The 19,958-nt window shown below is 70.7% G+C and carries 15 protein-coding genes; 7 read left to right on the forward strand and 8 right to left on the reverse strand.

What is annotated here, in order from left to right:
• Positions 1-122: 122 nt before the first annotated feature.
• Positions 123-917 (forward strand): carbon-nitrogen family hydrolase, encoded by a 795-nt coding sequence (locus RI138_RS16570; protein ID WP_096628819.1) that lies wholly within the window; start codon positions 123-125, stop codon positions 915-917.
• 67 nt (positions 918-984) lie between these two features.
• Here the strand turns inward: RI138_RS16570 and RI138_RS16575 are convergent, their stop codons facing one another.
• Positions 985-1,476, reverse strand: a complete 492-nt coding sequence (locus RI138_RS16575) for an LURP-one-related/scramblase family protein (protein ID WP_311120545.1) — start codon at positions 1,474-1,476, stop codon at positions 985-987.
• A 64-nt stretch (positions 1,477-1,540) separates the two neighbouring features.
• Here RI138_RS16575 and RI138_RS16580 point away from each other — a divergent pair, with 64 nt between their 5' ends.
• Positions 1,541-3,358 carry an NHL domain-containing thioredoxin family protein gene (locus RI138_RS16580; RefSeq protein WP_311120546.1) on the forward strand — a complete coding sequence of 606 codons (1,818 nt, stop codon included), beginning with the start codon at positions 1,541-1,543 and terminating at the stop codon, positions 3,356-3,358.
• 37 nt (positions 3,359-3,395) lie between these two features.
• Here RI138_RS16580 and RI138_RS16585 read toward each other — a convergent pair whose 3' ends face one another.
• The 5 genes from RI138_RS16585 to RI138_RS16605 form a co-directional block, all read right to left on the reverse strand.
• Positions 3,396-4,121 carry a DUF4232 domain-containing protein gene (locus tag RI138_RS16585; protein WP_311120547.1) on the reverse strand — a complete coding sequence of 242 codons (726 nt, stop codon included), beginning with the start codon at positions 4,119-4,121 and terminating at the stop codon, positions 3,396-3,398.
• Positions 4,122-4,403: 282 nt separating this feature from the next.
• Complete coding sequence (locus RI138_RS16590; protein WP_311120548.1) at positions 4,404-7,346, reverse strand: AfsR/SARP family transcriptional regulator; 2,943 nt, start codon at positions 7,344-7,346, stop codon at positions 4,404-4,406.
• Positions 7,347-7,478: 132 nt separating this feature from the next.
• Positions 7,479-8,777, reverse strand: a complete 1,299-nt coding sequence (locus RI138_RS16595; RefSeq protein WP_311120549.1) for a M18 family aminopeptidase — start codon at positions 8,775-8,777, stop codon at positions 7,479-7,481.
• Positions 8,778-8,864: 87 nt separating this feature from the next.
• Complete coding sequence (locus tag RI138_RS16600; RefSeq protein ID WP_096628811.1) at positions 8,865-9,491, reverse strand: Uma2 family endonuclease; 627 nt, start codon at positions 9,489-9,491, stop codon at positions 8,865-8,867.
• 111 nt (positions 9,492-9,602) lie between these two features.
• On the reverse strand, positions 9,603-11,429 hold the full coding sequence (locus RI138_RS16605) for an acyl-CoA dehydrogenase (RefSeq protein ID WP_096628810.1): 1,827 nt from the start codon (positions 11,427-11,429) through the stop codon (positions 9,603-9,605).
• A 184-nt stretch (positions 11,430-11,613) separates the two neighbouring features.
• Here RI138_RS16605 and RI138_RS16610 point away from each other — a divergent pair, with 184 nt between their 5' ends.
• Positions 11,614-12,072 (forward strand): SseB family protein, encoded by a 459-nt coding sequence (locus tag RI138_RS16610; RefSeq protein WP_096628809.1) that lies wholly within the window; start codon positions 11,614-11,616, stop codon positions 12,070-12,072.
• A gap of 189 nt (positions 12,073-12,261) precedes the next feature.
• Positions 12,262-13,215, forward strand: a complete 954-nt coding sequence (locus RI138_RS16615) for a pirin family protein (protein ID WP_096628807.1) — start codon at positions 12,262-12,264, stop codon at positions 13,213-13,215.
• A gap of 615 nt (positions 13,216-13,830) precedes the next feature.
• On the opposite strand, the gene RI138_RS16620 is transcribed toward RI138_RS16615, so the two are convergent.
• Positions 13,831-15,105 carry a glycosyltransferase gene (locus tag RI138_RS16620; protein WP_311120550.1) on the reverse strand — a complete coding sequence of 425 codons (1,275 nt, stop codon included), beginning with the start codon at positions 15,103-15,105 and terminating at the stop codon, positions 13,831-13,833.
• Between the two features lie 119 nt (positions 15,106-15,224).
• On the reverse strand, positions 15,225-15,899 hold the full coding sequence (locus RI138_RS16625; protein ID WP_311120551.1) for a response regulator transcription factor: 675 nt from the start codon (positions 15,897-15,899) through the stop codon (positions 15,225-15,227).
• Positions 15,900-16,460: 561 nt separating this feature from the next.
• On the opposite strand from RI138_RS16625, the gene RI138_RS16630 reads away from it, so the two are divergent.
• The 3 genes from RI138_RS16630 to RI138_RS16640 all read left to right on the forward strand — a co-directional run bounded on the left by RI138_RS16630 (position 16,461) and on the right by RI138_RS16640 (position 19,895).
• Positions 16,461-16,799, forward strand: a complete 339-nt coding sequence (locus RI138_RS16630; RefSeq protein ID WP_096628801.1) for a hypothetical protein — start codon at positions 16,461-16,463, stop codon at positions 16,797-16,799.
• 235 nt (positions 16,800-17,034) lie between these two features.
• Complete coding sequence (locus RI138_RS16635) at positions 17,035-17,694, forward strand: ABC transporter ATP-binding protein (RefSeq protein ID WP_096628799.1); 660 nt, start codon at positions 17,035-17,037, stop codon at positions 17,692-17,694.
• Positions 17,691-19,895 carry a hypothetical protein gene (locus tag RI138_RS16640; protein ID WP_311120552.1) on the forward strand — a complete coding sequence of 735 codons (2,205 nt, stop codon included), beginning with the start codon at positions 17,691-17,693 and terminating at the stop codon, positions 19,893-19,895. Before RI138_RS16635 ends, RI138_RS16640 begins: the two co-directional genes overlap by 4 nt.
• The last annotated feature ends 63 nt before the right edge of the window (positions 19,896-19,958 follow it).

Genomic DNA, 19,958 nt, shown 5'->3' on the forward strand with positions numbered 1-19,958 from the left:
TGTCGGCGGGCTGCGTGGGAGGTTCGGTGGCTAAGTTACGCTGCGAGCAGGCACCCCGGCAGTGCTTTCGTGTGACGATCGTAGGCCTGTGTTGACGGCTCGAATGCCAGGACGGTGGTAGTGTGCGCGCCTCCCTCATCCAGATCGCAGTAGACCTGGAGGAATCGGTCAATTCCCGCCGGGAGCGGGTGGCCTCTCTGGTCACCGCCCAGCGGGGAGTCGACCTGGTGGTCCTCCCCGAGCTGTGGCCGGTCGGCGCCTTCGCCTACCAGGCCTTCGCCGAGGAGGCCGAACCCCTTCAGGGCCCCACCCACGACGTGATGGCGAAAGCGGCCGCCGAGGCGGGCGTCTGGCTGCACGCCGGTTCGTTCGTCGAGCGCGCCGAGGACGGCACGCTCTACAACACCAGCCTCGTCTTCTCCCCCCAGGGAGAGCGCTCGGCGGTGTACCGCAAGATTCACCGCTTCGGCTTCGACCAGGGCGAGGCGGTCATGATGGGCGCGGGTGAGGAACTGGTGACCGTCACCCTGCCGCAGACGACCCTGGGCCTCGCCACCTGCTACGACCTCCGCTTCCCGGAACAGTTCCGCGGGCTCGTCGACGCGGGCGCCGAGACGCTCGTCGTGGCGGCGGGCTGGCCCGAGCGCCGCCGCGCCCACTGGACGCTCCTGGCCCAGGCCCGCGCAGTGGAGAACCAGGCGTACGTCCTCGCCCTCGGCACGGCGGGCACCCACGCGGACGTCCCGCAGGCCGGGCACAGCATCGTCGTCGACCCCTGGGGCGAGGTGCTGGCCGAGGCCGGACCGGACGAGGAGATCCTCACCGTCGAGTTCGACCCGTCGAAGGTCCACACGACCCGGGAACAGTTCCCGGCCCTGAAGGACCGCCGCCTGGGGCTGACGCCGCCGCGCCTCTGAGCTTCTCGCTGTGTCACGGGGGTCGTTGTTTCACGTGAAACAACGACCCCCGTGCGCGGGAACGGTGTCAGCCCTCGGTCTCCTTGTCCGCCAGCACGATCACGCACATCGCCACTCCGATGAGCAGCGCGGTGTCGGCGTCGTCGCGGACGACGTCGATGCCGTACGTGTCCCGGATCGTCAGCCAGCGGCGCGAGATCTGGGCCAGCAGTTCGCCGTCGTACTCGATGGCGAACTCTCGGTCCAGGATCTTGCCGCTGACGTCCAGCTCCGTGCCGTCCACCAGCGTCACGCGGTAGTGGTTGCGGAGCAGGGACAGCCGCTTGCGCTTGACCTTGGCCAGCTCCTCGCCGCCGCGCTCGATGAGCATCGTGTCGCGCAGGCTGATCAGCTTCTGGCGCAGCTCGATCAGGACCCGGCCGTCGGCGTCCTTGAGCTCGAAGGTGTCGCGCAGCCGCATCGCCTTGCCGTCGACCAGGAACACCTTGCGGCCCTCGGTGTCCTCGATCCAGTAGTCGTCACCGATGGCGAACAGCCGCTCCCGCACAACAAGTCTCATGCGACACAGGTTCCCCCGGGGCCCGGCGGAATGCGCGCAGGCGGCCACGGTGTTGACTGGTGACATGGCAACACGTGCACGCGTCCGCGCCCCCGAACTCATCGGCAAGGGCGGCTGGCTGAATACAGGCGACCGGCAGTACACCCTCGCTGACCTGCGAGGGCGCATCGTCATTCTCGACTTCTGGACGTTCTGCTGTGTGAACTGTCTGCACGTCCTGGACGAGCTGCGCGAGCTGGAGGAGAAGCACCGCGACACCGTGGTGATCATCGGCGTCCACTCGCCGAAGTTCGTCCATGAGGCCGAGCACCAGGCCGTCGTGGACGCCGTGGAGCGCTATGAGGTCCACCATCCTGTCCTCGACGATCCCGAGCTGGCCACCTGGAAGCAGTACGCCGTACGGGCCTGGCCGACGCTCGTCGTCATCGACCCCGAGGGCTATGTCGTCGCCCAGCACGCGGGCGAGGGGCACGCCCACGCCATCGAGAAGCTCGTTGCGGAGCTGGAGGCCGAGCACGCCGCCAAGGGCACGCTCCGCCGCGGCGACGGCCCCTACGTCGCGCCCGAGCCCGTCGCCACGCATCTGCGCTTCCCGGGCAAGGCGCTGCTCCTGCCCGACGGGGGCTTCCTCGTCTCCGACACCACCCGGCACCGTCTGGTCGAGCTGGACGCCGACGGCGAGACCGTACGGCGGCACTTCGGGACGGGCGAGCGCGGTCTCGGCGACGGAGGCCCGGACGAGGCCCGGTTCAGCGAACCGCAGGGGCTCGCTGCCCTCCCCGACGGGCGCATCGCCGTCGCGGACACCGTCAACCACGCGATCCGGGCCCTCGACCTCACGACCGGAGTGACCACCACCCTCGCCGGGACCGGCCGGCAGTGGTGGCAGGGGAATCCGACCAGCGGTCCGGCGCGCGAGGTGGACCTCTCCTCGCCGTGGGACATCGCCTGGTTCGGCGACCGGCTGTGGATCGCCATGGCGGGCGTGCACCAACTGTGGACGTACGACCCCGAGGGCCGGACCGTGCGTGTCGCCGCCGGGACCACCAACGAAGGGCTGGTCGACGGACCGGCCGCCGAGGCCTGGTTCGCCCAGCCGTCCGGGCTGGCCGTCTCCGCCGACGGCGAGCGGCTCTGGGTCGCCGACTCGGAGACCTCCGCGCTGCGGTACGTCGACCGCGACGGGAACGTCCACACGGCCGTCGGCACCGGGCTCTTCGACTTCGGCCACCGCGACGGGGCCGCCGGCCAAGCGCTCCTGCAACATCCGCTCGGCGTGACCGCGCTGCCCGACGGGTCCGTCGCGATCAGCGACACGTACAACCACGCGCTGCGCCGCTACGACCCGGCCTCAGGCGAGGTCACCACCCTCGCCACCGATGTCCGCGAGCCCAGCGACGCGTTGCTGGTCGACGGCGACCTGGTCGTCGTCGAGTCCGCCCGCCACCGGCTGACCCGGCTCCGCCTGCCCGAGGAGGCGGTCCGGGTCGCCGAACAGGCGCACCGCACCCAGCGGGCGGCCACCGAGATCGCCCCGGGAACCCTCCGTCTCGATGTGGTCTTCCAGGCGCCCGCCGGTCAGAAGCTGGACACCCGCTACGGGCCCTCGACCCGGCTGCTGGTCTCCGCGACCCCGCCCGAGCTGCTGGCGGACGGGGTCGGCGCGGGCACCGACCTGGGGCGTGACCTGGTCCTCGCGGACGAGGTCACCGAGGGCGTCCTGCACGTCTCCGCGATGGCGGCGTCCTGCGACGACGACCCGGCCAACGGGTACCCGGCCTGCCATGTCCACCAGCAGGACTGGGGCGTTCCGGTGCGCGTCACCGCCGACGGCACCGCCCGGCTGGCGCTGGTCCTGGCAGGGATGGACAGCCCTGCCTGACGGCGGATCGCTTGACGGCTCCGACGGCTCCGACGGCTCAGAACTCGTCGGCGCCGTTGCGCAGCTCGGTGGTCCAGTAACCGGTGGCCCACTTCTGCGGGTTGACGGCGAGGCCTTCGGGGGCGGGAGACTTCACGACCGCCATCCCGCCGCCGTTGGCCTTCAGCGTCACCGTGAACTCCTTCACCGTCTCGGTGCTCTCCTTCCGGCCGCCCTCGGACATGCGCACCGCGGCATAGGCGGACTGACCCGGCTCCAGGATCACCGGGGCCTCCGGCCTGCTCTTGGCTACGGGCGGGACGATGCCGCGAGCGTTGTCCAGGAAGTGGATGTGCGGGTACTCCTTCATCTCGCAGCCGGCGCCGGAGGTGTTCTTCGCGGTCAGCGTGAGGTGGGTGTAGGGCGGGCCGTCCTGCCGCTCGGCGGTGATCTTCAGGCCCTGCGCGGTGCAGAGGGGGGCGGAGGCCTGGGAAGTGCCGACGGTGGAGCCGGTGGTGCTTGCCGTGCCGGAGTTCCTGGCCGTGCTGGCGGCCTGTTCGGTGCCGGTGCCCGCTTCGACGGACCCCGTCGTGCCGGTCTCCTCGGCGTCGTCCGCGGCCTTCCCGGACTCGGGGGTCTGTGCGGCGACCGTCACGGAGCCACTGCCGGCCGGACCGGCGGACTTGGTGCCGGTGCCGTCCCCGCCGCAGGCGGTGAGGGCGAGGGCCAGGACGGCGGTGGCCGCGGCGGCCAGAACGGTGCTGCGGTTGCGGTGGTTGCGCACGGAGACTCCCCCGGAAGTGATGGTGAGGCGACGCCTGGTCAAGACGACTGCCCCGGGTTGCTGACGGGAATGACTCTGCCCGCCCCCGCTCACGTATCGCTGTCGCGCCGCTGACGTATGGCTGACGTACGGGGCCGAGTGCTGTGCGGTCCGCTTCACGTCCCTGTGCGACGAGTCCCGGACTTCGGCTGACATACGCGTCCGTGCGCCGTGCGGTCCGCCTTGCCGCGCCTCGTTCGGCCCCGGGCCCGGGGCCCCGTCCGGCCCGGGCGCGGGCGCCGCTCATCCCTCGTCGGAGAGCCGCCTGAGCGCCTGTTCGTGCCGTCGCCGGTAGTCCGTCCGCGCCGTCACGCGCAGCAGCGCCGCCAGTGCCCGTACGGCCCCCTCGTCGTAGCCGGCGCGTTCCGCCTCCTCCGCCGCCAGGTCCAGCAGCCGTATGCCCTCGTCCTCCTCGCCGAGCGCGAGGCGCGCCTCGCCGCTGATGGCCAGCAGCAGGGTCCGGCGGGCCACCTCCTCGTGCTCGGGGCCCAGGTCGAGAGCCGTCCGGGCGGACACGAGGGCCTCCTCGGGGCGGCCTGCGGTGAGCCGCATCCGGGCGAGGTGCTGGAGGCCGAGCATCTCGGTGTGCCGGTCCGCCTCCGTACGGGCCAGCTCGACGGCCCGTAGGCACCCCTCCTGTGCCGTGTCCAGATCGCCCAGTTCGGCCTGGACGACTGCCAGGTTGATCAGCGCGGTCGCCTCGCCCAGCGGGTCGTCGGCCTCGCGGGCGAGCAGTGGCGAGCGCTCCAGCAGGGCTGAGGCCTCGGCGGTCCGGCCCTCCTCCGTCAGCACCCAGCCGAGCAGGGTGAGTACCCGGGATTCGGCGTACGTGTCCTTGCCCGCGCGCGCCGAGTCCAGCGCCAGCTCCAGCAGCGGGGCCCAGCTGTCCCGTACCCGCCACACCACCTGCGGCCACTGGAGCAGGATGATCCGCCAGGCCCGGTCGTGGAGACCGGCGTCCCGGGCGGCGGCCGCGGCCAGCGCCAGGTCGTCGCGTTCGGCGGCCAGCCAGCGCATCGCCTCCGTACGGTCGGCGAAGTCCCGTACGGAGGTGGGCCGGCGGTAGTCGTCCGGCAGGACGAAGCAGGGCTCACCGCCGGGCTCCGCGGTGTCGGCGGCGGCCAGGGCGGTGGCGATGTAGTGGTCGAGGACGTCTGCCAGGGCCTCGGGCCCGGCGGCCGGGGCGAGGCCGCGCGCGTACAGGCGCACCAGGTCGTGCAGCACCCAGCGCCCGGGGGCGGTCTCGGCGACGAGGTGGGCCGCGGCCAGCCGCTCCAGCGCGGCGGCGGCGGTGACCGGGTCCGTCCCCGCCAGTGCGGCGGCCGCGTACGGGTCGAAGCGGGAGCCGGGATGGTGACCGAGCCGGGCGAACTGGTGGACCGCGTCGGGCGGCAGGTGCTGGACGGTCAGCCGCAGGGCGGCCGCGACCCCGGTGTCATCCACGTCGAGGCAGGCCAGCCGGCCGTGTTCGTCGGCCAGTTCGTCGGCCATCGCGGCGAGCGTCCAGCGCGGGCGTCCGGCCAGCCGGGCGGCGGTGACGCGCAGGGCGAGCGGCAGTCCGCCGCAGAGCTCGGCGAGCCGGCGGGCCGCCACCGGTTCGGCGCGGACCCGTTCCTCGCCGAGCACACCGGCGAGCAGGGCCGTCCCGTCGTGGGGTTCGAGAGTGTCGACCGGGACGGGCCGGGCGGCGTCCGACGCGATCAGCCCCTCCAGCCGATGGCGGCTGGTGACCAGCGTGACGCAGCCGCTGCCGCCTGGGAGCAGCGGCCTTACGGTGGCGGAGTCGCGGGCGTTGTCGAGGATCACCAGCAGTCTGCGCCGGTTCGTCAGCGACCGGAAGAGCGCGGCGGCCGCCGGGACGGACTCCGGAACGCGGCGGGGTGCGACACCGAGCGCGAGGAGGAACTCCCGCAGTACGTCGATGTGCGCGGCTTCCCCGGTCTCCCCGGGCTCGCTGAACCCGCGCAGATCGGCGAAGAGCCGTCCGTCCGGGAAGAGATCGGGGCCGCGGTGCGCCCATTGGAGGGCCAGCGTGGTCTTGCCCACCCCGGCGGGCCCGGTGACCAGGCAGACGGGCCCCTCGCCCGCTGCCGCCCGGGTGAGCGCGGCCAGTTCGGGCCCGCGCCCGTGGAAGCCGCGGGGGGCCCGGGGCAGGAGGTCGGCGGGGGCGGATGCCTCGGGTCCGGGGCCGCCCATGGGCACCGGCACGGTCGTCGGCACGAGCCGTGGCCCGGGGCCGTCCCCGCCTCCGGGCGCGGGTGCGGGACCGCTCGGGCGCTCGGGCGGGAACCGGGGCGTGGATTCGTCCCCGAGCACGGGCGTGGGCCGGGGTGCGGGGACGCTTCCGTGCCTGAGCACACGGTCAGCCCCGGCCGCACCGTTCGCCTCCAGCACATCGTCCGTCCCGGCCCCACCGTCCACCTCGGACACGGCGTCCGTGGCCGCGCGCTCGGGCGTCCCGCGCAGGATCAGCGCGTACGCGTCGGCGAGTTCCTGGCCCGGGTCGATGCCCAGCTCGTCCGCGAGCAGCCGTCGCGTGTGGTGGAAGCGGTCCAGCGCCTCCGACTGGCGCCCGGACCGGTACAGAGCCAGCATCAGCGCCGCGGCCAGCGACTCCCGCAGCGGGTGGGCCGTCGTCTCCGCCGCCAGCAGGGCCGCCGCGTGGTGGTGCTCGCCCAAGGCCCCGTACGCACGGGCCAGATGCTCCAGTGCCGTCAGCCGGGACTCCTCCAGCGAGTGCGCGGCCGCTCTCAGCAGCGGCCCGGCGAGAGCTCCGCCGAGCGCCGGGCCCTGCCACAGGGAGAGGGCTTCCTTGAGCATCAGGACCGTGTCGGTGGGGGAACGCTGCTCCCGAGCCAGCAGCAGCAGCTCCTCGAACCGCTGGGAGTCCAGCAGGGTTTCCGGCATCCGCAGGACATACGCGTCGTCGAGCGTGACGAGCTCGACCCCGTATGCCTCCGCGCCCGCCAGCAGCGCGCGAAGCCGGGAGACGTGCCCCTGGATGACGCTGCGGGCATGCCGTGGGGGCTCGTCGTCCCAGAGGGAGTCCGTCAGCCTGCCGATGGATACAGGGGTGTTGGCCGACATCAGAAGCGCGGCCAGCAGGCTGCGCCGTTTGGCGGGCCCGAGCGGCAGCGGCCCGGCGTGCGTTTCGACAGAGACCGTGCCGAGCAGCCGGAACTCCACGAGCGGCTTTCCTTCCGGGGGTGCGCCCGCGCCGGGGGCGCGGGGATCCGCCCCAGAATATCGGGGCCGCCCGCGACCCGGCGCCGGTCATGCCTGGTCGACGCCGGTTTTCGGCCGTCGGGCGGCGGCGGGTCAGCCCGCCAGGAACGCCGTGAGCGCGTTCGCCAGCAGATACGGGTCGTCCGCGCCGCACAGCTCACGCGCGCTGTGCATGGAGAGGATCGCGACGCCGATGTCCACGGTCTGGATGCCGTGCCGGGCCGCGGTGATCGGACCGATCGTCGTGCCGCAGGGCATCGCGTTGTTGGAGACGAAGCTCTGCCAGGGCACGCCCGCCTTCTCGCAGGCCGCGGCGAACACCGCGCGGCCGCTGCCGTCGGTGGCGTACCGCATGTTGACGTTGACCTTGAGGATCGGACCGCCGTTGGCGACCGGGTGGTGCGTCGGGTCGTGCCGCTCCGCGTAGTTGGGGTGCACGGCGTGGCCGGTGTCGGAGGAGAGGCAGACCGTCCCGGCGAAGGCGCGGGCGCGGTCCTCGTACGTACCGCCGCGCGCGAACACCGAGCGCTCCAGCACCGATCCGAGCAGCGGCCCCTCCGCCCCGGTGTCGGACTGGGAGCCGTTCTCCTCGTGGTCGAACGCCGCCAGCACCGGGATGTACGGGATCTCGGCGTCGGGCTGCCCGGCGACGGCGGCCAGGGCGGCGGTCGCGGCGTGCACCGAGAGGAGGTTGTCCATCCGGGGCCCGGCCACCAGCTCCCGGTCCCGGCCCAGGTAGGACGGCGGCTCGATGGCGTGCGGCATCAGGTCCCAGCCGGTGACCTCCTCGGCGTCGACGCCCGCCTCCTCGGCGACGAAGCGGATGAGGTCGCCCTCCTCCACATCGCCGAGCCCCCAGATCGGCTGCATGTGCTTCTGCCGGTCGAGCTTGAGCCCCTCGGTGTTGGCCGACCGGTCCAGGTGGACGGCGAGTTGCGGCACCCGCAGCAGCGCCCGGTCGATGTTGACCAGCCGGTGGGTGCCGTCCCGCAGTGAGATCCGCCCGGCCAGGCCCAGGTCCCGGTCGAGCCAGGTGTTCAGCAGCGTGCCGCCGTAGACCTCGACGGCGATCTGGCGCCAGCCGTGCGCCCCGGTGTCGGGCAGCGGCTTCACCCGCAGGTTCGGGGAGTCGGTGTGCGCCCCCGCGATCCGGAACGGAGTGTGCGCCTTCGCGCCCTCCGGCACGTACCAGGCGACGATCGCCCCGCCGCGCAGCACGTACTTCCCGCCCGCCGACGCGTCCCAGGCGGCGGTCTCCTCGACCTGCCGGAACCCGGCCTCCTCCAGCCGGGCGGCGGAGTTAGCGACGGCGTGGTACGGGGACGGGCTGGCTGCCAAGAAGGTCATCAGATCATCGGTGTGCGCACGGTCGAACCGGAGGGGAGAACTCATGTTCCTCACTGTAGCGAGGACTGGGGGTCCGGTATCCGGTGACCGGGGAGATCCGTGGGTCTCCAGGACCGTGGCCCGATCCGTGGCCTACAGCTCGTCGATCGCGGTCAGGTCGATGTCGATGTCGTACGGGGCGGAGAGCTTGAGCCGGTCGTGGTGGACGCCGGTGGAGACGTAGCTCTTGTTGACCGGGTCGAGCTCGTAGGTGATGACCATGGGGCGATCGTTCTCGCCGGTCATCTCGACCAGCCAGAAGTGCTGGATGCCCGCAGCCGCGTACTTGTGCGGCTTGGTGTCCCGGTCGCGGTCCTCGGAGTCGGGCGAGACGACCTCGACGGCGAGGATGACGTCGGAGGCTTCGTAGCGGGTGGTGCGCTGGTCGCCGTCCGCTTCGGCGGTCACCACGAGGAGGTCGGGCTCTGGGGCATTGCGCTTGTTGAGCACGACGGCCATCTCGCGGCGCACTCGCAGGTCGTTCGGCACGTGCTGCCGCAGCCCCTGCTCCAGCAGATACATCGCCAGCGTGTGGAACTTCCGCTGCGGACTCACGAAGACCAGGCTCCCGTCGATCAGCTCTGTGTGCGGCGGGAGGTCCTCAAGCGTGAAGAGATCGTCCACGGTGTAGCCGTCCGCAGGCGGGACCGGCCACTTGGAGCCGTCCGGCTGGCGGTGCAGCGATTCGGGCAGTGCCTCGGCGGTCATGGTTCCTCCCATGGACGGGATTCTGGGCCGTGCACTCAGCGTACCCAGCTGATACGACAGTGCCGCCACCCGAACGAATTCCGGATGGCGGCACTGGTTGACGCACTGATGAGGCGCGAGGTCCTAGAAAGCGGCCTCGTCCAGCTCCATCAGGGAGTTGTCGACGGACTCGGCGAGCGCGCGCTCGGTCGAGACGCCCGGCAGGACGTTCGCGGCGAAGAACTTCGCGGCGGCGATCTTGCCCTGGTAGAAGGCGACGTCCTTGGCGGCGGCGGTCGGCAGCTTCTCCGCCGCCACTGCCGCGCCCTTGAGCAGCAGGTAGCCGACGACGACATCGCCGGAGGCCATCAGCAGGCGGGTCGTGTTGAGCCCGACCTTGTAGATGTTCTTGACGTCCTCGCCGGTCGCGGTGAGGTCGGTGATCATCGTGCCGACGATCGCCTCCAGGTCCACGGCCGCCTTGGCGAGCGAGTCCAGCGCCGGGGCCAGCTCCTCGTTGCCGTGGTTGCTCGCGAGGAACTTCTTGATCTCCTCGGAGAGCGTGTTGAGCGAGGCGCCCTGGTCACGGACGATCTTCCGGAAGAAGAAGTCCTGGCCCTGGATGGCCGTGGTGCCCTCGTAGAGGGTGTCGATCTTGGCGTCCCGGATGTACTGCTCGACCGGGTACTCCTGGAGGTAGCCGGAGCCGCCGAAGGTCTGGAGCGACTGCGCGAGCTGCTCGTAGGACTTCTCGGAGCCGTAGCCCTTCACGATCGGCAGCAGGAGGTCGTTGAGGCCGTTCAGCGCCTTGGCGTCCTCGCCCGCGGCCTCCTTCTCCTGGATCGCGTCCTGGACCGAGGCCGTGTAGAGCACGAGGGAGCGCATGCCCTCGGCGTACGCCTTCTGCGTCATGAGGGAGCGGCGCACGTCCGGGTGGTGCGTGATGGTGACCTTGGGCGCGGTCTTGTCCATGAAGTTCGCCAGGTCCGGACCCTGGACGCGCTCCTTGGCGTACTCCAGCGCGTTCAGGTAGCCCGTGGAGAGTGTGGCGATGGCCTTCGTGCCGACCATCATGCGGGCGAACTCGATGATGCGGAACATCTGGCGGATGCCGTCGTGCTTGTCACCGATCAGCCAGCCCTTGGCGGGGTGCTGGTCGCCGAACGTCATCTCGCAGGTGTTGGAGGCCTTGAGGCCCATCTTGTGCTCGACGTTCGTCGCGTACACACCGTTGCGCTCGCCCAGCTCGCCGGTGGTCCAGTCGAAGTGGAACTTCGGGACCATGAAGAGCGAGAGGCCCTTGGTGCCCGGTCCCGCGCCCTCGGGGCGGGCCAGCACGTAGTGGATGATGTTCTCGGACATGTCGTGCTCGCCCGAGGTGATGAAGCGCTTCACGCCCTCGATGTGCCAGGAGCCGTCCTCCTGCTGCACGGCCTTCGTCCGGCCGGCACCGACGTCCGAACCGGCGTCCGGCTCGGTCAGCACCATCGTCGAGCCCCACTGCTTCTCGACGGCGATCTCCGCGATCTTCTTCTGCTCCTCGTTGCCCTCCTCGAAGAGGATGCCGGCGAACGCCGGGCCGGAGGAGTACATCCACACGGCCGGGTTCGAGCCGAGCAGCAGCTCCGCGTAGCCCCAGATCAGGGAGCGCGGGGAGGTGGTGCCGCCGATCTCCTCGGGCAGGCCCAGGCGCCAGTACTCGGAGTCCATGAAGGCCTGGTACGACTTCTGGAAGCTCGCCGGGACCGGTGCCGTCTTGGTCTCCGGGTCGAAGACCGGCGGATTGCGGTCGGCGTCGGCGAAGGAGTCGGCGAGCTCGTTCTCCGCGAGGCGGGCGATCTCCTCCAGGATGCTCTTCGCGGTGTCGACGTCCATCTCCGCGAACGGACCGGTGCCGTACAGCTTGTCGCGCCCGAGGACCTCGAAGAGGTTGAACTCGATGTCGCGGAGATTCGACTTGTAGTGCCCCATGGGAAGGCTCCGTAATCAATAGCAGTGGCGCACAGCGCCCCGGGGAGTGATGCGGGTCGGGCGACAGGCAGGCGTTCGGTACAGAGAGACGTGGGTGTGTCAGCTGACCTCTACGATGATGCTACCCGTCAGTAATAAGGCGCAACCCCTCAAGCCGTAGATGTGTCCGATTACTCTTTGCAGCATGTACGGCTACGACCAGAACCCTGGTGCTCAGCAGCAGATGGGTCAGATGGGCCAGATGGGCGGCGGCTACGCGGAGCAGCCGCTGTATCCCGAACCCTCACCGCCCTCACTGGCCGACGCGGTACGGGCCTTCACCACCGGCTCCCTCTCCGCGGAGGACTTCCAGCAGATCTTCGCCTCGTCGAAGGTCTACTGCCCGCGCGGTGACAACCCCGGCTTCCTCGCCCTGCACAACACGCAGCAGCCGGTGATCCCGATGTTCACCACGCTCAAGGAGCTGCGGCTGTACGCGGGCAAGGACTCCAAGTACTTCGTGATCACCGGGGCCGAGGTGATCGACCTGCTCCCGACGGGCTACGGCTTCGTCCTGGACATGGAGGGTGACCACCGGATGGTCTTCGACGCCAAGGCCGTGGAGCAGATGGTCGACTTCGCGATGCGTCGTATGTACGGGTAGGCAGTCCGCTCCCGTATGGGTGGGGTGTCCCGCCTGGCAGGTCGCTGACCTGCTGTTTCGATGTTCGGGCAAGGGTCCGTGCCAGGAGTGGCGCGGGCCCTTTTCGCTGCCCGGGAATGCGCGAGGCCTTGTGAGATGTTCATTGTTCAACTAAATTGGTTCCAGAACACTCGCCCGGAGGTGGCTCCCATGCCCGCAGTGACCGTCGACAACCCGCTGACCCTGCCCAAGGTGGCGGCTTCGGGTGACGCCGCGGCCCGTCCCGTGCTCGCCGTCACGACCGCGCCCAGCGGCTTCGAGGGCGAGGGCTTCCCGGTGCGCCGCGCGTTCGCCGGGATCAACTACCGGCACCTCGACCCGTTCATCATGATGGACCAGATGGGTGAGGTGGAGTACGCCGCGGGCGAGCCGAAGGGCACGCCCTGGCACCCGCACCGGGGCTTCGAGACCGTCACCTACCTGATCGACGGGACCTTCGTCCACCAGGATTCCAACGGTGGCGGCGGCACCATCGAGAACGGCGACACCCAGTGGATGACCGCGGGCTCGGGCCTGTTGCACATCGAGGCGCCGCCGGAGTCGCTCGTCATGTCCGGAGGGCTCTTCCACGGCCTCCAGCTCTGGGTGAACCTCCCCAAGGCCGACAAGATGATGAACCCCCGCTACCAGGACATCCGCGGCGGTGAGGTCCAGCTCCTCGCCTCCCCGGACGGCGGCGCGCTGCTCCGGGTCATCGCCGGTGAGCTCGACGGCCACCAGGGGCCCGGCATCACCCACACCCCGATCACGATGATCCACGCCACCGTCCGGCCGGGCGCCGAGGTGACCCTGCCCTGGCGTGAGGACTTCAACGGGCTCGCGTACGTCCTGGCCGGGCGCGGCACGGTGGGCGCGGAGCGCCGGCCCGTCGCGATGGGCCAGACCGCGGTGTTCGGCGCCGGCGGCTCGCTGACCGTCCGTGCGGAGGAGCGGCAGGACGGCCACACCCCGGACCTGGAGGTCGTCCTCCTCGGCGGCCGCCCGATCCGGGAGCCGATGGCGCACTACGGCCCCTTCGTGATGAACAGTCAGGCCGAGCTGAAGCAGGCCTTCGAGGACTTCCAGAAGGGGCGACTGGGGACGGTCCCGGCCGAGTCAGTCTGACGCGCGTGGTACCGCGGAGGCGGAACACCCGCCTCCGCGGTGCTGCGAAGGCCGGCCGGCACGCGTCAGGAGGTACTCGGGCGGGCGGGCGCACGCCGTGCTCGCGCAGTACGGAGCCGATGCGGTCCCAGTCGCCCCGGGCACGCTGCTGGATACCCGCATGGGCGTGAACGCCCCCGGCCTGTATCCCCCGTAACCGAGCACCACCAACGCGAGCGCGGCAGCCGCCGGCCGCGAACCGCTTCCACGGATCCGGCGGAGGACGGCGAGAACCCCCAGGGCAGCAGGCAGCGCCAGCAGTGCGTAGACCGGGGCAGGAATCGTGCCGCTGCGCAAGGGACGAAGAGGAGGTACGGAGCCGACGCGGCGACGGCCACGGCCAGCCACAGCGGCGCAGCGTGGGCATCAGCGTGCCGGTCAGCAGCAGGGGGACTCCCCAGGTGCGCGGCGCACTGAACGGGGTTGCGGGGCCATAGGGGGTGAAACGACTGGCGTAGACGATCTCGTCCCAGCCCAGTGGGAGCGTGAGCGGCACCGGAGCAGCCGACACCAGACAGAACGCCCCGCACACGATCCAGAGCATCCTGTGTGCCGGAACGGCTGCGCGTAGGGTCTTCATGCGGTGTGGCGCACCATGCGGCGCCCGCGGCGGACTGCACCGCGCGCGAGGATCCGGGCCGTGGCAGCGAGCACGGCGACCCCCCGCCATCCGGGTGAGGTCGGCTGCGAAGCAGCGGGCCGCCGGGACCGTTCCCCGGCCAGGGAGCGGAGCAACCGCTCGTAGCGGTCGGCGATGTCCTCCGGTGCGAAGCGCTCCGCCGCACCGGCCCCTGCCGCCCTGCCCATTTCCTTGCGCCGTCCCGCATCCACCATCAGCGTCCGCAGCGCTTCGGCCATGTCGCGGGTGCTGTCGCGGGGGACGAGGAGACCGTCCACCCCGTGGCGGATGATCTCGCCGGGACCATGCGGACAGTCGGTGCTCACCACGGGTAAGCCGCAGCGCATGGCCTCGACGATCGTCATGCCGAACGACTCGTGGGCCGAGGTCACGGCGGCGATGGATCCCTTGACCCACTCCTGCTCGATCGGAGTGACCGCCCCCATCATGAAAGCCCGGTCCTCCAGCCCATGACGGGCTATCCGTTCGGCGATCCGGGCGCGCTCCGCGCCGTCCCCGTAAATGCGCAGGGACCAGTCCGGGCAGTCCGCACCGGCCGCGGCGAAGGCGTCGACCAGCATCTCGTACCGCTTGACGCGGGCCAGCCGGCCGGCCGCGACGACGACCTTGGCGTTCCCGTCAGCCGGTGGCACGGCGGGTTCGGGGACGCTGTTGGGGATGGCCAGTACCCGGATGTGCGGCAGCCGCAGGCCGCGCCGGTGGTCGTGCGCGTCCGCTTCGGTCATGGTGACGAGGGCGTCGAGACCGCCGTACCAGCGCTGGAGTTCCGTACGCAGCCGGTGGGGGTGGCTGTCATGGGTCAGGTGCTCCTGGCCGACGAGGATGGCGTTCCGGGGGCCGAAGCGGGCCAGCAGGACGTTGAGTCCTGCCCTGGTGCTCACGATGACGTCGGCATTCGTTTCCCGCAGCCAGGCGATGATCTGCTGCTCGGCGAGCCGGTGGTACTGGTGCGCGCGGCTGTCCCCCTGGGGGAACACCTCCCCCGCCTGCGAAACGAGGGGATGTGTAGTGTCCGGCGAACTCTTGCGCCGGTCCACCAGCGCACGCAGCGGAACCCCGGACGGCTGCCCGAACCGGGGCGACTTGCGGTGCCGGAAGACCGACACGAGTTCCACGCGGTGGTGCTTGCTGAGCGTCTCGGCGAGAGTCATGGTCGTCCGCGTGGTGCCGCCGGTCGCATAGGCGTTGTGCAGCAGGAAGGCTATGTGCACGTGAGGTGTCCCCCCGGGTGGTCCCGTGTGGTGCGGCTGGTCAGGGCCGCATGTCGGCTTGTCGTCCCTTGCTCATGGGCAGTCGGGCTGCAATACGGCGCGTGCAACCGGCTTATCCACTAAGCGGTTTGCGCTACGGCGCGGCTCGGCACAGGAGCCGGAGAGGGGATGGCGTCGGCAGACCAGAGGACTCGGACGGCCTGGATCCGGTTGCTCACGTCGAGCTTGTCGTAGACGCTCCGCAAGTAGCTCTTCACGGTGCCAGGGGCGAGGGAGAGCATGGCCGCGATCGCGGGAGCGGCGTGGCCGTCGGCGAGCAGGGTGAGGACTTCCCGTTCACGAACGGTGAGCCTGCCGAGCAAGGTGCGTGCATCTGACTGTGTTTGGGCTCGTCTCAGAGGCTGTAGATAGCTGTCGACCAGCAAGGACGCCAGTGCGGGCTCCAGCGCGAGGCCGCCCTGTGCCGCGGCAGGCACCGCCCAGGGGAGGTGATGGCGTGCGGTGCTGCGGCGGAGTATCCCGGCCGCGCGCTCGCCGAGCAGCGCGCAGGCTCCCTGTCTGCTGACCCGGTCGGCGAGGACCACGGTGCGGGGTGGTAACGGCCGCCGATTGATGGTGCGGAGTAAGCGCAACGCATCGCACTCGGTAGCGGGGCTCGCCACCAGGACGTCCAGTGGCACGCGATCTGTCACGTCGAGCACGCGATTGGTGTGTCCGTCGGCGACGACGCTCAACTGGTGTTCCGCCTCCAGGACATTGCGGATGCCGACCCGGACCAAGTCCTCCGGGGCCAATACTCCAACGCGAACAAAAATGTGAACCCCCGTAGCTCGCAGCTTTCGTCACGGTGAGGAAGGTCAGCCCCCGTGGAACTTTTGCGATTCTATGGCACGTGCGGAATCGAATCCATTGACTACCTTCGGGCCCTTCAGTATGGCGATTTTTGCTGTTGACAGTGCACTCTGTCGGGTCATACAGGATCGGTGAAGGGGGTGGGGTTGCCTTGTGCGCACGGGGGCGGGCGACATTGTCGCGGTGCGCCTCCCGGACGAAGCAGATGCGGATTTTCGCCATGGCCGGTTCTCTTGGTGGTAAAGGCGCCGCCAACCGACCCGGTCGCTCCGCATCGGCGCAATCGCGAGACTGCGGCGTTATGTCAACCCCTCTTTCGGCAGAGGGGAGGGAAGCCCGTCGTCCAGTAGTGGATGCCCTGGTCGGCCGGGCCGCGCCGAAGATGGTGTGCACCCGAGGCCTCCGCGCTCCGCGCTGGGCGCGAGTGCTCAGGTGAAGGGCTTCGCGGGTGTACGTGCCACGGAGCCGAGGTCCTCAACGTTCCGGAAGAGACGAAGGGTTCCATGAAGATCATGAAGAAGGTCGCTCTGTCGGGTGTTGCCGTCATGGCGCTGACCGCGGCCGCCCCGGCTTTCGCTATTTCGGCCTCGGTCGACGAAGTCACCGCCAAGACCATCGACAGCCGCAAGCGCATTGCGGTCGTCAAGACTCACGACAACGACGCCAAGGTCAAGGGCCAGTACAAGCGGTCGGGCGAAGGCGGTTCGGTCCGTACCAAGTGGAACAAGAACGGCTATGCCAGCACCGTGAAGAGCGGTGCCGGCGCGCGCATCTATTCGGTGAAGGCCTGCGAGTACAAGAACAACTGGCCGGACGACTGCAGTGGTTGGGTGTCGCGATAGCGCGGGCCGTCGCGCGGTCGACCGTGCCGCCCGGCTCTCTCCGCAGGTCGGTGCCACGTGTCGATCACGCATAGCCTTTCCGGATGAACCTGTCCGGTGTCCGGGGTGGAGATGGCTGTTCGGGCGCCTCCACCCCGGCGCGCAGATCACCCTTTGAGGATAAATGACTGACTCTCAAAGCTTTTTGGCCGAAGGGTTCGCCGCGTCGGCGGATGTCTCCCCCTCCGAGGAACCCATGCTCGAAGTGGAAGGGCTTTGCGTGGAAGTGCCGGGGAGATCGCTGCTCGATGATGTGGATCTCACCTTGCGCAGCGGAGAGTCCGTCGCGGTGACCGGTCCGAGCGGCAGCGGCAAGAGCACGCTGCTGATGTGCTTACTGGGACTCGACCGGCCGACAGCCGGGCGGGTGAAGGTGGCGGGCGCTGACGTCACCAGGATGCGGCCGCGCAAGCTCGCCGGGCACCGGCGTGCTCACATCGGCACGATCTTCCAGTTCGGCGAGTTGCTGCCGGAGCTGACTCCGGTGGAGAACGTCGCGGTGGCCGCTCTCCTGTCCGGTGCCCGCCGGTCCGCGGCGTTCGAGCAGGCGGCATCGCTGCTGGCGCGGCTTGGGGTGTCCGCCGATACGGTCGCTACCTCCCAGCTGTCCGGCGGCGAGCGCCAACGGACCGCCGTGGCACGGGCATTGATCAACAAGCCGTCGCTTCTGCTCGCTGACGAGCCCACCGGCGCTCTGGACGAGCGGAACCGGGAATCCGTCTCGGATCTGCTTTTCGGTCTTCCGAAGGAGACCGGCTGCGGACTGCTGGTTGTCACGCACGACGCGGCGGTGGCCGCACGCGCGGACAGGACCGTGCGCCTCGTCGGCGGGCGGCTGACCGAGGCGGTGGCATGAGCGCGATGGCGCAGATGCTGCGGATCGGTCGGGGCGCGGCGAGGGCGGCCGAGGCGGGCAGGATCCGCGGCTGGCTGCTGACCGTCGCTGCCTTTCTGCTCGCCGTAGGTCTGGGCGTCCTCGTGCTGGCGCAGAGTTCGTTCGACGGCCGTGCGCAGCGCAGCCACGAGCGAGCCATCGACTGGGTGCCGGGGGCCCGCGACGCGAACCTGATAGCCCAGCCTGTGACGGACATGGTCGGAACCACCGCCTTCCAGGTGGTCTGGCTGGTGCCTCTGCGGGCCGACGCGCCGCTGCCTCCGGGCCTCAACCGCTGGCCGGAACCGGGGGAAGCCGTTCTCTCGCCTGCGCTCGCGGAGGCCGGTGCCGGTACTGCGGAGCGCATCGGCAACCGGTACGGGAAGTCCGTCGGCCTGATCGGCACAGAGGGTCTGCAGGCCCCCGCAGAGCTACTGGCGTACGCCCGCCCCGCCGGGGGTGCGGACGATCTCGACGCCGAGTCGTTCCAGGCGGTGGGTTTCGGCGGGGCCGACGCGTCCCCGTTCGGTGAGGACGCCAATCTGCCGCCCCCGGAACAGTTCTTCGGCGCCCTGGCCGGCCTGGTGCTCCTGCCCGTGGTCCTCCTGATCACCGTGGCGGTACGTGTCGGTGCGGTGGCCCGCGACCGGCGGTCGCGCCTGCTGGCCGTGCTGGGGGCCAGCGCGCGGGCGCGCGCCTGTTTCACTGTCGGTGAGGCCGCTGCGCCGGTGCTCGCCGGTACCTTCTTGGCCGCGCTCGCCCTCGCCCCCGCACTGCTGACCGATGTGCCTCTCCCCATCGTCGACTTCCGGCTCTACCGCCCGGACGCGACTGCCGCCGTACCGGGGTTGATCGTCGCTCTGCTGGCCGCTCCGGTCGCCCTGCTCGCGACGGCGGTGCTGCTGCAGCCGAGAGCCGACGGCGTGCAGCGGAGCGGGGCCCGGCCGACCGTACGCCGCGGCAGGCTGTACCGGTTCGCCGGGATCGCATTCGCGCCCGTCCTGCTGGTGACGGTGCGCGGCACCGAGCTCATGGCCGACGACATGAAGCTGCCGTTCTACGTCCTCGGCACCGCCCTGGTCTTCGCGACGCTCCCAGCCGCGGTGGGCATGCTCTGTGGGGGACTCGGAGGGCAGCTGGCCAGGTGGGGACGCCGTGTCGGATCGAGCGGGGGCCTCATCGCGGGCCGCCGCCTGGCCACCCATCCGCAGGCCACCGTCCGCCTCGTCGCCTCACTGACACTGGCCATCGGACTGGCGGCGCAGGCGCAGTTGTGGGGTGGGGTGTTCGGCGAAAACTCCGCCCGTGCCCTGACCACTCTGGACAGGATCGGCAGCAGCGTGCTGACCGTGGACCATCCGGACTCCACGAGGCGGCTGGCCGCCTTCGAGCAGTCGCTTCCCGACGGGGTGGAGACCGCGGTGCTGCGCGTGGCGACCGATGACGACACCGTGACGAGCACCGCCCGGCTGATCGGCTCGTGTGATGTGCTCAAGGCGCTGAACGTGCCCTGCACGTCCGCCCCTGTGCCCATCCCCGGCGGGGGATCCGATGCGCGGCTGCGGGAGCTGGTGTCATGGAGCACGTACGACACCGCTTCGGTCTCCGCACAACGCGGCGCGACGGCGGGCTGGCGCACGACTGACGACATCTCCGTGACCCTGGTACTCGTCAACACCGCCGCGCCGCACGAGGATCTGCCGATCGGGCAGCTGAAGCAACTGGCGTACGAGCATCTGGGCGCGGCGGCGAACGTCACGTCGGTCGGCGGTTTCTATCTCAGCGCCGTCGGAGGTCTGGAGGCGGCCACACGCTGGATCCGGCTGCTGGCGGCTGCCGGCATGTTCGTCGTCGTCCTGGCGGCGGGGCTGGGAGCGATGGGGGAGTTCGTCCGGCACGGGCGTGAGCTGGCCCCCCTCGGTGTGCTCACCGGGCGGCGGGCGGTGTTCGGGACCACGGCCTTGTGGTCGCTCCTGCTGCCCTCCCTGCTGGCGGTGGGGATCGGCGCATTCACCTCGGTCTGGCTCGCCGCACCCATCCAGATCGACCGGCCCACGGTGATATCCCTGGCCTCTCTCGCGCCGACGACCCTGGCAGCGCTGTGCGGCGCGATCGTGCTCACCGCCTGGGGCGCCCGGGCATCGGTCCGGGCGGCCCGGGGCTGGCGGCCCACAGCGGACTGACCGGCGGCCGGCCCGCAGGTGGACCGGACGCGGGCCAGTGTGCACGGATGTGCTCGGGCGGGG

The organism is Streptomyces durocortorensis (assembly GCF_031760065.1).
Lineage (GTDB): Bacteria > Actinomycetota > Actinomycetes > Streptomycetales > Streptomycetaceae > Streptomyces.

Coding starts and splice junctions, on each gene's coding strand:
- RI138_RS16640 (WP_311120552.1), top strand. CDS start 17,691: ATGAGCGCGATGGCGCAGATGCTGCGGATCGGTCGGGGCGCGGCGAGG.
- RI138_RS16600 (WP_096628811.1), bottom strand. CDS start 9,491: ATGGGAGGAACCATGACCGCCGAGGCACTGCCCGAATCGCTGCACCGC.
- RI138_RS16595 (WP_311120549.1), bottom strand. CDS start 8,777: ATGAGTTCTCCCCTCCGGTTCGACCGTGCGCACACCGATGATCTGATG.
- RI138_RS16635 (WP_096628799.1), top strand. CDS start 17,035: ATGCTCGAAGTGGAAGGGCTTTGCGTGGAAGTGCCGGGGAGATCGCTG.
- RI138_RS16615 (WP_096628807.1), top strand. CDS start 12,262: ATGCCCGCAGTGACCGTCGACAACCCGCTGACCCTGCCCAAGGTGGCG.
- RI138_RS16575 (WP_311120545.1), bottom strand. CDS start 1,476: ATGAGACTTGTTGTGCGGGAGCGGCTGTTCGCCATCGGTGACGACTAC.
- RI138_RS16605 (WP_096628810.1), bottom strand. CDS start 11,429: ATGGGGCACTACAAGTCGAATCTCCGCGACATCGAGTTCAACCTCTTC.
- RI138_RS16630 (WP_096628801.1), top strand. CDS start 16,461: ATGAAGATCATGAAGAAGGTCGCTCTGTCGGGTGTTGCCGTCATGGCG.
- RI138_RS16610 (WP_096628809.1), top strand. CDS start 11,614: ATGTACGGCTACGACCAGAACCCTGGTGCTCAGCAGCAGATGGGTCAG.
- RI138_RS16580 (WP_311120546.1), top strand. CDS start 1,541: ATGGCAACACGTGCACGCGTCCGCGCCCCCGAACTCATCGGCAAGGGC.